The 13,762-nt window shown below is 54.2% G+C and carries 15 protein-coding genes; 13 read left to right on the top strand and 2 right to left on the bottom strand.

Translation table 11 applies throughout. The annotated features are described in order from the left end of the window. Positions 1 to 2 precede the first annotated feature (2 nt). The 8 genes from MWU61_RS08280 (at position 3) to MWU61_RS08245 (ending at position 8,430) form a co-directional block, all read left to right on the top strand. The gene (locus tag MWU61_RS08280) at positions 3 to 1,373 is read left to right on the top strand and encodes a tetratricopeptide repeat-containing glycosyltransferase family protein (protein WP_247127841.1); all 1,371 of its coding nucleotides are present in this window, start codon (positions 3 to 5) and stop codon (positions 1,371 to 1,373) included. Further along, positions 1,370 to 1,771, top strand: coding sequence for a DUF6165 family protein (locus MWU61_RS08275; RefSeq protein ID WP_247127840.1), 402 nt, complete (start codon positions 1,370 to 1,372; stop codon positions 1,769 to 1,771). Before MWU61_RS08280 ends, MWU61_RS08275 begins: the two co-directional genes overlap by 4 nt. Beyond that, positions 1,768 to 2,535, top strand: a complete 768-nt coding sequence (locus MWU61_RS08270) for an FkbM family methyltransferase (protein ID WP_247127839.1) — start codon at positions 1,768 to 1,770, stop codon at positions 2,533 to 2,535. Before MWU61_RS08275 ends, MWU61_RS08270 begins: the two co-directional genes overlap by 4 nt. Before the next feature lie 82 nt (positions 2,536 to 2,617). Then, the gene (locus tag MWU61_RS08265) at positions 2,618 to 3,466 is read left to right on the top strand and encodes a flagellar motor protein MotB (RefSeq protein WP_247127838.1); all 849 of its coding nucleotides are present in this window, start codon (positions 2,618 to 2,620) and stop codon (positions 3,464 to 3,466) included. A gap of 84 nt (positions 3,467 to 3,550) precedes the next feature. Next, positions 3,551 to 4,855 (top strand): flagellar hook-basal body complex protein, encoded by a 1,305-nt coding sequence (locus MWU61_RS08260; RefSeq protein ID WP_247127837.1) that lies wholly within the window; start codon positions 3,551 to 3,553, stop codon positions 4,853 to 4,855. 23 nt (positions 4,856 to 4,878) lie between these two features. Next, positions 4,879 to 6,315: a flagellar hook-associated protein FlgK gene (gene flgK, locus MWU61_RS08255; RefSeq protein ID WP_247127836.1), complete on the top strand. Its 1,437-nt coding sequence runs from the start codon at positions 4,879 to 4,881 to the stop codon at positions 6,313 to 6,315. Position 6,316: 1 nt separating this feature from the next. Continuing rightward, positions 6,317 to 7,324, top strand: a complete 1,008-nt coding sequence (locus MWU61_RS08250; RefSeq protein WP_247127835.1) for a flagellin — start codon at positions 6,317 to 6,319, stop codon at positions 7,322 to 7,324. 14 nt (positions 7,325 to 7,338) lie between these two features. After that, a complete protein-coding gene (locus MWU61_RS08245) occupies positions 7,339 to 8,430 on the top strand; it encodes a flagellar basal body P-ring protein FlgI (protein WP_247128123.1) in 1,092 nt (363 codons plus the stop codon). A 175-nt stretch (positions 8,431 to 8,605) separates the two neighbouring features. Here MWU61_RS08245 and MWU61_RS08240 read toward each other — a convergent pair whose 3' ends face one another. Then, a complete protein-coding gene (locus MWU61_RS08240; protein ID WP_247127834.1) occupies positions 8,606 to 9,511 on the bottom strand; it encodes a rhodanese-related sulfurtransferase in 906 nt (301 codons plus the stop codon). Positions 9,512 to 9,598: 87 nt separating this feature from the next. Then, positions 9,599 to 10,849, bottom strand: a complete 1,251-nt coding sequence (locus tag MWU61_RS08235) for an Hsp70 family protein (RefSeq protein WP_247127833.1) — start codon at positions 10,847 to 10,849, stop codon at positions 9,599 to 9,601. Between the two features lie 138 nt (positions 10,850 to 10,987). On the opposite strand from MWU61_RS08235, the gene MWU61_RS08230 reads away from it, so the two are divergent. From MWU61_RS08230 to MWU61_RS08210, 5 genes are all read left to right on the top strand, one after another. Then, entirely contained in the window at positions 10,988 to 11,518 is a 531-nt protein-coding gene (locus MWU61_RS08230; RefSeq protein WP_247127832.1) for an AAA family ATPase, read from the top strand. 10 nt (positions 11,519 to 11,528) lie between these two features. Then, complete coding sequence (gene pncA / locus MWU61_RS08225) at positions 11,529 to 12,119, top strand: bifunctional nicotinamidase/pyrazinamidase (protein WP_247127831.1); 591 nt, start codon at positions 11,529 to 11,531, stop codon at positions 12,117 to 12,119. Between the two features lie 63 nt (positions 12,120 to 12,182). Beyond that, entirely contained in the window at positions 12,183 to 12,638 is a 456-nt protein-coding gene (locus tag MWU61_RS08220; protein WP_247127830.1) for a hypothetical protein, read from the top strand. Between the two features lies 1 nt (position 12,639). Continuing rightward, complete coding sequence (locus tag MWU61_RS08215) at positions 12,640 to 13,218, top strand: hypothetical protein (protein ID WP_247127829.1); 579 nt, start codon at positions 12,640 to 12,642, stop codon at positions 13,216 to 13,218. After that, the gene (locus tag MWU61_RS08210; protein WP_247127828.1) at positions 13,215 to 13,760 is read left to right on the top strand and encodes an SCO family protein; all 546 of its coding nucleotides are present in this window, start codon (positions 13,215 to 13,217) and stop codon (positions 13,758 to 13,760) included. The genes MWU61_RS08215 and MWU61_RS08210 overlap by 4 nt, the downstream gene beginning before the upstream one ends. Positions 13,761 to 13,762: the final 2 nt, after the last annotated feature.

The following is a 13,762-nucleotide window of genomic DNA, read 5'->3' as shown; positions in this document are numbered from 1 at the left end:
CCATGGCGTCCCGCGTTCTAACAAAAGACCAAGCAGCATTGCGTCGCGCGGCCCACAAGGCGCATACCGATGGCGCGCCCGATGCCGTGCAGGCCTATGCGGCCTATCTCGCGCAGGTGCCTGAAGATGCGCCCTTTTGGTCAAATCTAGGTGCGTTGTTCCGTAAACAAGGGCAGTATCATCAGGCGTTGCGTGCCCAAGAACGGGCACAGCGTTATGCGCCGAACGACGTTGGCCTGCGGAACAATTACGCCAATATTCTCAGCGATTTAGGCCACTACAACAGATCCATTGCTGCGCGTCGTTGGATTTTGGAACAGCGGCCAGATGATACGAACCAAAAGGCCATGATCGGGCGGTGTCTTCGGGGTCAGGGTGACTATCGGGGGGCGATTGATTACCTTTCCAACGTCATTCCGGATCATCCGGACGACACCGAATTGCAAATGCAGCTGGCATTCGCGCAATTGGGCGCTGGATTATACAATGAAGCTTTCGACACGTATCGGGCCCGTTGGAATACGGATGAACTGACGCCGCGCAACATACCGTTCCCCGAATGGACAGGTGAACCGTTGCAGGGCAAAACGATCCTTGTGCTGCCAGAACAGGGATTTGGCGACGCTATATTGTTCATGCGGTTTCTACCTGCGCTCAAGGCGCTGGGCGCGACCGTCTGGGTTCTGGCTGAAAAACCGGTCTACCCGCTATTCAAAGACCTTGAAGCTGCGGATTGGGTCGGGACGACCTTGCCACCAAATGCTGCGGTCGATTGCTGGATCAACCTGATGGACATGGCCCGCGTCCATTTCGCTGATACAAACGATGTGCCGGCGCCTGCGCGTTTGGCAATTCCGGACGATGCACATGAACGGGCTGCCGCAATCGTCGCCCCGTTCAAAGACGTGATGAAAGTCGGCGTCGTTTGGACCGGTTCCGTGACGTACAAAGGCAATGGTTTTCGGTCCTTTTCACACACCGAATTCCTACCGCTGGCGGATATCCCCGGTGTGCAATTGTTTTCGCTCTACAAAGGTCCTGAATTGGCCAAGTTTCATGCGGACGGAAGTGACGCGTTCATCGTGGATGCGGCCGCAACGGAACGTAATTTTGGTGATAGCGCCGCGATGATGCAACAAATGGATTTGGTCATCAGTTCCGATACCGCCACTGCACATCTGGCGGGTAGTGCCGGCGTTCCCACTTGGACCATCCTGCATTGGGATCCGTTCTGGGTGTGGCGACACGCGGGGGATACGACGGACTGGTATCCGGGAATGCGGCTTTTCCGTCAGAGCAAAGCCTTAGAATGGACCGATGTATTGGCAGAGGTCGGCACCGCGCTACGTGCCAGAATTGGAGACCGCGCATGAACGATATTTTAGTACCCATCGCCCCTGGCGAACTCATTGATAAACTCACAATTCTGCAGTTGAAGTTGGAAAACATAACCGATCCGGAAAAGTTGGCTCATGTTCGGCATGAATCTGATGCTCTGCAAGGCGTCGCTGACAGCGCCTTGCCGCCTTCGGATGCGCTTCAACAGCTTTGGCAACGCCTGTACCGGATCAACGCGGACCTGTGGGTCATTGAAGACGATATTCGTGAATTCGAAGGGCGCGGCGACTTTGGACCCGGCTTTGTGGCGCTGGCGCGGTCCGTCTATGTGACAAACGATGAACGAGCAGCCATCAAGAAAGAAATCAATCTGCTTTTGGGATCCGCGATCGTAGAAGAGAAATCCTATTATTCGCCATCGGAAAACGCATGATTTCTCAGCGACGCATGGATGAAATCCGCCGTGAACTGCTCAAGGCGCAATCCGAGATCAGTCAAGCGCTGAAATCAGAAAAGACCCGCAAACGCGCTGATCTCAATCGCAAGGCCCATGAAATCCGGCAAATGCTGACGCCCGCTTACGCGTTCATGTCGCAAGCCGGACAAGACGTCGTCGTGGACCATCATTTTCGCCAGAAACGGGGCGGCACCTTTGTTGATGTCGGTGGATACGATGGCGTAACGGGTTCCAATACGGTTTTTCTCGAACAATGGCGCGGTTGGACTGGCGTTTTGGTCGAACCGGTTGCCGCGAATCTGGAACGGGCCAAAGCGGCACGCAGTTGCCCCTGTCTGGGGTATGCAGTCGCCGATCAGGAAGGAACGGCCGAATTTATCACCGTTACCGAAGGTTTTACGCAAATGAGTGGTTTATCGCATAGCTACGACGAAGCGATGCTTAAACGCGTGCGTGACAACCCGCGCCACAAAGAAACCACAATTGAAGTCCCGACAAAGCCGCTTGCAGCGATCCTGATTGAGGCCGGTATCACCGATCCAGACTTCGTGTCGCTTGATATCGAAGGTGGCGAACTGGCTGCTTTGCAAAGCTTTCCCTTTGCGGATCACCGCGTCGGCATGTGGTCGATCGAAAACAACACCGGCACCCGCGAGATCGTCGAACTGATGCGCGAACACAATTACGACTTAATTGATTTCTGCGGCCCAGACGAGATTTATGCGCTGCGCAAGAACTAAGAATCTCATAAAAATCAGTATTTAAGGCTCTCTTTACGCGCCGCACCCTTATTGGCTGCAAGTCAACAAAAGGGTGCACAAAATGAGCGCAGCAGCAGGCGATAACCGTCCGATCATCATTAAGAAAAAGAAGGTCATTCAAGGCGGAGGTCATCACGGCGGCGCGTGGAAAGTGGCCTATGCCGACTTCGTGACCGCGATGATGGCGTTCTTCATGTTGATGTGGCTGCTGAACGCATCCAGCGAACAACAACGCGCTGGCCTAGCTGATTATTTTGCGCCGACTGTGACAATCAACAAAACCTCTGGTGGTGGTGATGGCATGTTCGGTGGCGACAGCACGACCTCTCAAGACAACCTGCAAAAAGACGGGGAAGGCGCCAGCATGCGGCATTCCGGCGAAGAGATTAATTCAGCCGAAACCCCTGACGAGGCGCAAGCAGGCGGCGAAGAACAGGCGATGGTGAAAGCGCTTGAAAACCTTGAAGAAGAACTGATGGGACGCGGTGGCGAAAGCATCATTGCAGAACTCGCTTTGCGTCACATTGTGACACGTCAAACTGATGAAGGTCTGGTGATTGAATTCTACGACCTACCCGATGCGTCATTGTTTGTAGAAGGCACGGACGAACCGATGCCTGTGGCCTATGACATCGCCAAAATCCTCGCGGACATTATACCAATCGTTGATAATCCGCTCGCAATTCAAAGCCATGTGCGGACCCAACCCATTGTCGTGCGCGATAATTCGGTTTGGGAATTGTCGACGTCACGGGCGACGAAAATGCGCGAACTCCTCGAAGCGGATGGGTACAATCCGCAAAAGATCATGCGGACCACCGGTGAAGCGGACCGTGATCCCGTCGCCGATGACCGTACCGATGTCCGAAACAACCGGATCGAAATCATCGTTCTCAGAAGTGATATCTAAAATTTGCGGCATTAGGGGGGCGTTAAGGGGAAATCGGATAGGCGTGAAAGGAAGCAGTCATTCCTGAAGCAGAAAGGCCCCGATATGACGATTTCCTCTTCCCTCAACGCTGGTGTTGCGGGGTTATCCGCCAATGCCACGCGGTTGGCCACAATTTCGGACAACATCGCGAACTCTTCGACGTTTGGGTATAAACGGGCCGTGACTGATTTTCAGTCTTTGGTGATCTCTGACAGCAATAGCCGTTACACGGCAGGCGGCGTACGCACCACGACCGGGCGTTTGGTGGATGAACGCGGATCGCTGGTGTCGACATCGAACTCCACAGATTTGGCCGTGCGTGGTCGGGGCATGTTGCCTGTAACCACAGAGGCGTCAGTTCAGGTTGGGAACGGTGAAAACCCGCTATTGCTCGCGACAACAGGGTCGTTCAGGGCTGATGAAGAAGGATATTTGCGCAGTCCGGCGGGTCTTGTCCTGCTGGGGTGGGCCGCAAATGCAGATGGCACGATCCCGACGCAACCGCGCGATTCTGTGGACGGGCTTGAACCGATCAAGATCAACAGCAACCAATTCGCGGGCGAACCAACGACCGAAGTAGACCTTGCCGTAAATCTTCCCGCGACATCTACAGAAGCAGGGTCAACCACAGGCGCTGAAACCCTATCGATCGAATACTTTGATAACCTCGGCAAGTCGGCAAACCTGACCATGACATTCAGCCCGACGGTGCCCGCAACAGGCACAGCGAACGAATGGCAGCTACAGATTTTCGATTCGGCTTCTGGTGGTACGCTTGTTGGGGACTACCAGCTAGACTTTGATCCTTCGCGCGCGGGCGGCGGTACGCTACTCAATGTGACTGACAACCTTGGGACCGCGCCCTATGATCCTGCAACGGGGTCAGTGACGCTTGCCGTCGCGGGTGGGCCGTTAGAATTGACCGTCGGAACACTGGGCAGCGCGACTGGCTTGACCCAATTGTCTGATACATTTGCACCAACGTCCATTTCCAAAAACGGGTCCGCCGTTGGTAGCCTGACTGCCATTGATGTGGACGCCAACGGGTTCGTGCGGGCGTCCTTCGACAGCGGTATCAATCGGGTCTTGTATCAAGTGCCACTTGTGGATGTGTCCAACGTGAACGGATTGGAAGCGTTGGATCAACAAAGCTATCGGGTGTCCCCTGACAGCGGCAGTTTCTTCCTTTGGGACGCGGGGGACGGGCCAACCGGTGATGTCGTCAGCTTCGCGCGCGAAGAATCGGCCACGGATGTTGCAGGCGAACTGACGCAATTGATTCAGACGCAGCGGGCCTATTCGTCAAACGCAAAGGTCATCCAGACCGTGGACGAAATGCTGCAAGAAACCACAAATATTAAACGCTAACCCTTCCTTGAAAGGATGAAGACATGGCTATTTCCAGCGCCTTTAACATCGCATCTGGTGGTTTAACCGCCTCTGCACGCATGGCAGAAGTCGTGTCTTCCAATCTGTCGAATGCTTTGACCGACGGATATGGAAAGCGTGAACTGACGCTTTCGTCGGGCATCCTTGGGGGTGTCAAAATAGACGGAGTCTCCCGTCTTGTGGACGCGGGCGCTTTGCGGGAACGGCGTAATGCGGAAGCTGATGTTGGCGCTCAGCAGCGCGGCGCGACGGCGTTGTCGCAGCTAGAGCAAGCATTCGGACCTGTGGGTGATCCAAGTGGGGTCGCAGGTCGCATAGCTGCTCTGGAACAATCGTTGATCAGCGCCAGCAGCAACCCTGCGTCTGAGCAGCGTCTTCAAACGGTTTTGTCGCGTCTCGAAGACGTAACAACCGCGATGCGATCGGATTCCGACGCAATCCAAACGCAACGCCAGGACGCCGACAAAGCCATCGCATCTGATGTTGAAACTCTCAATACAACTCTCAAACAGGTCGAAAAACTGAATGCAGATGTCACGCGGTTGATTGGGTCGGGGAATGATCCTTCTGCAGCGATTGATGCGCGCCAGACGGCGATCGATAAAATCACCTCAATTGTCCCTCTCACTGAAATTGATAGGGGACGGGGCCAGGTGGCGCTTTATACAAAAAGCGGCGTTGCGCTGATTGATGGATCGCCCGCAAATTTTGGTTTCTCTCCGGTCGGGACGATCGTCGCGGATATGACTTTGGCGTCGGGGGCTTTGGCTGGCGTCACACTCAATGGCGATCCTCTTGATCTAGGAAACGGATACGGACGGATGAAAGGTGGCTCTCTAGAAGCAGCTTTTGTTTTAAGGGACCAGACTTTGACCGGACTTCAAACTGGTCTGGACGAAATGGCTGCCGATTTGATCCAACGATTTGTATCCTCATCAACGGACCCAACATTAACTGTCGGTGACCCGGGTCTTTTCACGGATCGGGGTGCTGCCTTTGATCCCTTGGACATCGGTGGGCTTGCGGCGCGCTTGACCGTAAACACGAACATTGACCCGGCGCAGGGCGGTGCGCTCTCGCGCTTGCGCGATGGTGTGAACGCGACCGTTTTGGGTCCAGTAGGCAACAACGCTCAGATCGACAGCTGGTTGGGTGCGTTACAAGATCCCGTCGCGCTTATCGGCGGGGGAACAGCGCGCAGCGCCGTTGGTCACGCAAGTGATCACATCAATACCGTGGGGCGCCTACGTTTGGATGCCGAAGAAACCCTTGGCTTCGAAACGGCCCGATTCGACAGCCTCAAAACAGCAGAGCTCGCCGGTGGTGTTGACAGTGATCAAGAACTTCAAAATCTCTTGAGAATAGAACAATCCTACGCGGCAAATGCACGTGTATTGCAAACGCTTGACGCCATGATGTCACGCTTAATGGAGATTTAAAATGAATTACGCATCTCTCGGCGATGGCGTCCGTCAATTCCAACAAGCGCGCCAAAATCTGTCCATCAAAACAACTCTCAATACCCTCGTGAATGAGCTAAGCAGTGGTGAGAAAAGCGATAAGGTGAAAGCCACAAACGGGGATTCATCCCGTTTCAGTGCAATCGACAACCGTTTGAAAGTCCTTTCGTCGCAAGCCTTTGTTGCGAAGGAAGCCCAACTTACGCTTTCCGCGATGCAAACCGCTCTAAACAACTTTGATGCGCAGCGCGGCGCTCTTGCTGATCAGCTATTGCCGATCACGCCTGACAGTCCCGATTTTCAAGTCACGCAAGCCGCTGCGGCAGGACGTTCCCGCCTAGACGGATTGGTCACTACACTGAACACCAAACTCGGTGACGATAGCCTATTCGCTGGAACTGCCTTTGATCAGGCCGCCTTGACGTCGTCTGATGCCATGTTGGCGGACATAGTTACACAAATCGGGGGGGCAACGTATGCCGCGACGATACTATCCACCGTGGACACGTGGTTCGACGACCCGGCGGGCGGCTTTGCCACCCTTGGTTACACTGGCGATACGGGTGCGCAGCAGCAAAAACGATTGGACGGCGACAGTAAAATTGCGATCGAAGCTAGAGCAGACGACGACGGCATCAAATCTGTGCTGAAAGGCGCCGTTATTGCCGCCCTTGTTGACGACATCCCGGGGCTAGACAAGTCGGTCAAGACTAGCTTGTTGTTTGAAGCGGGACTTCAATTGCAATCCGCCGCAAGTGACGTCGCGGGAATTCAAGGGCGTCTGGGGTACGCAGAAGAAGAAGTCGAAAGGATTTCGGTGGCACAAAGTGCAGAGCAAGCCGCGCTAAATATTGCGCGCAATCTAATCATGCAGGCAGACCCGTTTGATACGGCTTCGGAATTGCAAGCAGTACAGCTGCAACTTGAAACACACTATGCGATGACGGCGCGCTTGTCCCGACTAAGCCTGTCGGAGTATTTACGTTGATCTTCCTCAAGCGCATTCTAATTTGGTCAATTTGTATATTCGTGCCGGTTGCTACGGCGGCCACACCTATCCGGTTGAAAGATTTAGTAGAATTCGATGGTGTGCGATCGAACGATTTGTTGGGCTATGGCTTGGTCGTTGGCTTGAATGGGACGGGAGATGGCTTGCGAAACGCGCCGTTTACCGAAGACATTATGACGAACATCCTAGAACGGCTTGGCGTCAACGTTACAGGTGAACAGTTCCGGCCAAAGAATGTCGCAGCAGTTCTCGTCACCGCAAGTCTTCCGCCATTTGCACGGGCCGGCAGTCCGATGGATGTGACTGTGTCTGCAATTGGGGACGCGACAAGCCTTCTTGGTGGGACTTTGATCATGACGCCATTGAATGCGGCTGATGGCGAGATCTACGCGGTTGCCCAAGGTACAATTATTGCGGGGGGCGTGACCGCCGAGGGACAAGGTGCGCGTGTAACGCAGGGCGTCCCGACAGCGGGGGTCGTTCCGTCCGGGGCTATTATCGAACGAGAAGTTGATTTCGATTTCGCGGGGCTCACCAGTTTACGTCTTGCGCTCCGAACGCCGGATTTTACGACAGCTGCCCGCATCGAACAGGCGATCAACGCGACTTTTGGGAATCCCGTGGCTGTCATGCTGGATGCGGGAACCGTCCGGATTGATATTGCCGGTACGCATGCAAGGTCGCCCGCACACGCTTTGGGACGTATCGAGAATGTAATGGTCGAACCTGAACGGCGTGCGCGTGTGGTCGTTGACCAAAGATCAGGTACGATCGTAATGGGAGATGACGTTAGGATCAGTCGTGTCGCTGTCAGTCAGGGTGGATTGACGCTACGAATTGAAGAAGCACCACTGGTCTCGCAACCAAATCCGTTTTCGCCAGGTGAGACCGTTGTTGTCCCGCGCACAAATGCTGGGATCGAAGAAGAGCCGGGTATTGGGCTTGCAGAGATTCGTGAAGGCACTTCGTTAAGCGAAGTTGTGGCTGGTCTAAATGCGCTGGGCGTTGCGCCGCGCGACATGATCGACATCTTAAAAAGCATCAAGGCAAGCGGAGCATTGCACGCTGAATTTATTGTCCGCTAATTTCGCGTAAATTGCCAGAAGGCACGTAGTATGAGCGCAATTGCGCCAACTTGTGGATCATTTTACCGATTATCGAACGCGACAGGCCCTGCGTTAACTTGCCCTGTTCCAGCCATAATAGTGTTAATCGTTTGAAGTGGACCATCTTTGGCGGGGTTGCCCAAAAGGTATGCAACTACAGGCTACCCATGTGTTTCTCACCGCGCAACCGCGCCAAAGCCACCTGTTTCTGTCTTTCGCGGAAACGTTCTTTATCGTCTTCCGATTTTTCATTGAAGCACTGGTGGCACGACACCCCTTCTTCGTATTCGGCGCGGTTCTTATCTTCAGGCAGAATCGGGCGGCGGCATGCATAACAGAGCATATGTGGGCCTTCTACTAACCCGTGCCCGACGCTAACCCGCGCGTCAAAAACAAAACACTCTCCGTCCCAAGTGCTTTCTTCTTTAGGGACCTCTTCAAGGTATTTTAGGATTCCGCCCTTAAGGTGGTAAACATCCTCCACACCTTGACCAATTAGGAAATTTGTAGACTTTTCACACCGAATGCCGCCCGTGCAGAACATCGCGATTTTCTTGTTATGAAAGCGTTCCTTGTTTTCTTCCCACCATGCTGGAAATTCACCGAAGCTTTTTGTTTCAGGGTCAATGGCACCTTCAAACGTTCCAATGCCCACTTCGTAATCGTTACGTGTATCAATAACTGCGACATCGGGCGACGTGATCAATGCGTTCCAATCTGAAGGATCGACGTAGTGGCCGGTGCCCGCCAGCGGGTCGACATCGGGTTGGCCCATGGTCACAATCTCGCGCTTGAGACGGACTTTCATGCGATTGAAAGGCGGCGTGTCAGATAGGCTTTCTTTGTGCTCAAGATCGGCGCAACCAGGTAGTCCGCGCAAATGTGTGAGCACGGCATCGATGCCGGCACGGGTTCCGGCAATCGTGCCGTTCACGCCTTCATGGGCCAGCAACAATGTGCCGCCGATTCCGTGCGTTTTGCACAATTCCAGTAATGGTTCACGCAACGCCTTGGGATCAGCGAAGCGGGTGAAGTGATATAGGGCAGCGACGATATACATAACTTTGGATTACGCCTGTCCAGCGCAAGGGGCAAGAGCATGCATGCCGAAACGCTGTATGTCGTTCAAAGCGTTAACAATAAGACCTTAGCGCCGTCCGTCGGCTGCGGCGGCCGCGATGGCCAGACCACTTGCAACGGCTGTAAATGCTTCGGAATCAACGAAACGCGCGTCGGGGAACAGGCCCTGCATTTCATCGCGAACGACATGCATCAAGCTTGACCCACCGACGAAGACAACGCTGTTTATTTTGTCCGGCGTGATGTCCGCACGTTGAAGCGTTTCGATCGCGCATTGTCGGATCGCTGCGCCATGGTCCGACAGCGTATCGCGTAGAAGCGTGTTGGTCATTTTGGCCCGCAGATTGGATTCCAGCACAGACAGATCAATCGCTGCGTCCGACGCGTCGGGCTTGTTTACCATGATTTTGCCGCGTTCCACGGCAAAAGCGATGTCGTGCCCCAGTTCTAGATCCAGCGTGTCGAACAGCCGCTGAAAAAGCGCTTTGTCTACGCCCTGTTTCGCAAAAACGGTCGCCATCCTGCGGGTGTCCGCATTGTATTGAAAAGGAATTTTTTCCCAACTGGCCAAGTCGTTATAGATCGCATTGGGGGCAATGTAGGTGCCCGGTCCCATATCATTACGGATTTCTGCACCGCGCCCAAGCAGTGGCATTACACGCGCAAGGCTGATTGACTTGTCAAAATCCGTTCCGCCAACACGGACGCCATGTGACGCGATGATTTTGGTTTCATCGTGTTCGCGCGTGAAGATCGAAAAATCGGACGTCCCGCCGCCAATATCTACAATCAGCCCAAGACCTTTGGTCGCCCCCGCGGCAAGTGCGGCGGCCTCTGGTTCGAACAAAAACTCAACGCTATCAAAGCCTGCGATCCCGTATGCTTCGCGCAGGTCCACCAAGGCTTGTTCATTGCGGGCGGCATCTTTGGAATGAAATAAAACAGGGCGACCGGACACCGCATGCTTTAACGACAATCCGGTCGCTTTTTCGGCGCGTTCGCGGATCGTGCGTAGAAAACGTGCGACCACCTCAATCAAGGTCAGCGTTTCATAGGCAACCTGACGGCGTTCGCGCATCAACGGTGTGCCAAGTACAGATTTCAACGCACGCATAAAACGGCCCTCGCGTCCGTCGATCAGCGCGGCATTGGCGGCAGACCCGTAGGTCGTCACCTTGCGTTGTGTGTCGAAAAACACCGATGTGGGCAGGGTCGTTTGCCCTGGTTCGACTTCAATCAGGTAAGGGCGATCACCCGCCATCACGCCTGCAGCGGTGTTGGAGGTGCCAAAATCAATGCCAAGTGTTTGGGGGAACATGTGCCGCTCCATTGCCGAAAAACGCGGCGATAAATCAATCAACGTGGACTGCCAAGCCCTGTTGGTCTTGTGCGTCGAAAAATTGAAAGGCATGTTCGCCTCATGATAGATTTTGACCCACAAAGAACGGTCCGCTCTATGCGACGCGTGATGATTAACGGCGGGCCGGGGTCAGGTAAAAGCACGCTTGCTCGCGCGCTGGGACAGGCGACTGATCTCCCTGTTTTTCATATGGATCAGATACATCACATGCCGGGCTGGGTGCCACAACCGATGTCCGAAAAGGTTAAGCTGGCCAACGAAATTGAGGCAAAAGACGCTTGGATTTTTGAAGGGGGGATGTCGGCGACTTATGACAATCGCGCCGCCAATGCCGATACGCTTGTCTGGATCGACCTGCCTGTCGGCCTTCGGTTCTGGCGGGTTTTAAAACGTCTGTTCACGTCTTACGGCAAAACGCGCCCTGATTCCGCACCAAACTGTCCCGAACGGATTGATCGCGACACAGCCGCCTTTTGGAAATGGATCTGGGATACGCGCAAGTCCCATCGGGTGCGCCTGTTGCGCCTGATCGCCGAACATCCCCATTTGACCGTCATTCACCTGAAAAGCCGTCGGGCCGTGGGTGACTTTTTTGTTCAAATCGGTCAAAATCCGCGCAAGTTTTAAAGGAATAGCCATGCAAGCCCTCATCGTGATCGACGTACAAAATGATTTTTGCCCGGGTGGTGCGCTCGCCGTGGCCGAAGGCGACCTTATCGTGCCCGGTATCAATGCGCTGATGCAGGATTTCGGTGCGGTAGTCTTGACGCAAGACTGGCATCCCGCAGGCCATTCGTCCTTTGCTTCGACGCACGACGCGGCCCCGATGAGCATGATGGACATGCCTTACGGCCCCCAAGTTTTGTGGCCGGATCACTGTATTCAGGGCACCGACGGCGCTGCATTTCATAAGGATTTGAACACGAATGCGGCGGATTTGATCATTCGTAAAGGGTACAATCCGGCCATCGACAGCTATTCTGCGTTTTTTGAGAACGACCATGAAACGCCAACGGGTCTGCACGGGTATCTGCAAACACGTGGCATCAATGATCTTGTGATGGTTGGCCTTGCGACTGATTTTTGCGTGAATTTCTCCGCGGTTGATGCGGCGCAGCTTGGTTATAAAGTCACTGTGAATACGTCGCTTTGCCGCGCGATCGACTTTGACGGGTCCTTGGATGCCGCAAAGTCCGGGATGGAAAAGGCTGGCGTCACTCTGTTGTGACTTGCTTTTCATGGGCTGACCTAGGGTACACTGCTGACAACCGCATCGCAGCAGGAGCCCAATATGAAACATATCCAAAAGCTAGCCGCGCTTCTGGCCGTTATAGCTGGCCCTGCCGCCGCCGCTGATGAAGGCAAACGTGTCCAAATCACCGGCGAAATAATGGATACGTGGTGCTATTTTTCGGGCGTGATGGGTGGTCCTGACGCCGTCGTTGGCACCGCGCACCACACCTGTGCCTTGTGGTGTTCGGCGGGGGGGATCCCTGTTGGTTTGCTCGGCGATGATGGCACCGTCTACATGGTTCTCAAGATCGAAGACGACGACGGAAGCGCGGGTGGTGACACCCAACTGCGCCTTGCCAGTCACACCGTCACGGCTGACGGGATGCTGTATGAACGTGATGGCCTGAATTATTTGGTGGTCGAAGAAGTGGTAGAAGACTTTGATATTCAAGTCTTTAACGCCGAAGGCTACGGAACGGTTCCGCCTTTCGCCATTCCGGAAGGGGACCGTTAAGATGTGGAAGTCTATACTCGTCCTGAACACGTTCCTCGCGGCGCCTGCATTGGCGCAAGATGTCAATTTCGAAGAAGGATCAGAAGCACGATCTTGGAACCTATATGCCGAATATCCAGCGCGTTTCGAAGCAACGGTCGTCGATCTGTTGTGCGAGGTCGCGGGGCAATGCACGGACAACTGCGGTGATGGACGACGCCAGTTAGGTCTGCTGCGTAGCGTTGATGGTGTCTTGGTCTACCCAAACAAAAACAGTCAAACCGTTTTTTCCGGTGCGACTGTCGAACTGCTGCCCTACTGCGGTCAAGACGTCGAAGTTGACGGTTTGGAAATCTACGATGAAGACTTGGGTGCGGTGAACATCTACCTCGTCCAGAAAATCAGGCGGGTTGGCGAAGACGAATGGGTCACGGCGAATAACTGGACGAAAAACTGGGCGGAAGAAAATCCAGATGCTGCAGGACGGGGCCCGTGGTTCCGTCGTGATCCGCGCGTCTTATCTGAAATCGCAGCTGAAGGGTATTTTGGTCTTGGCATTGCCGAAGATGAAGCCCTGAAAGATGTGGTATTCCCAGAATGAATCGTCTCGCCATCTTATTTGCGCTGATGCCCATGTTGGCGTCCGGTCAGGGGCTGCCGTTTTTGGTCGGCGGTGCTTACGAGCTGACGGATCAAAATGGTGCGCAGCGCACACATATTGACCCCAACGGGCACGCCCAATTATTGTTCTTCGGTTATGCGAATTGCTTGCAGATCTGTTCGTCAGTGCTGCCGCAAATGGCTGATATCACGGATGAACTGGCGACAGATGGACACATCGTTCGCCCAATCATGATCACCGTTGATCCAGAAATAGACACTGTCGATACACTGGGTCCTGCGCTCACAGCCTACCACGACGCATTCGTGGGCTTGACCGGCACCGAAGCTGAACTGCAGGTCGCCTACGACGCCTTTTCGGTTGAAAAAGAGTTCCTGTTCGATGACCCCGAATACGGGCCGGTCTACGCGCATGGCAGCTTCATCTATCTGCTTGATGGCGACGGAACGACACTGACGTTGATCCCACCGGTGCTTTCGGATGACGAAATCATCGCGATAATTTCAAAGTATATAGGCTAATT

The organism is Loktanella sp. F6476L (assembly GCF_023015725.1).
GTDB lineage: Bacteria > Pseudomonadota > Alphaproteobacteria > Rhodobacterales > Rhodobacteraceae > Yoonia.
Note: the sequence above shows the minus strand (reverse complement) of the source record. Positions and strands in the feature narration are given on the sequence as shown.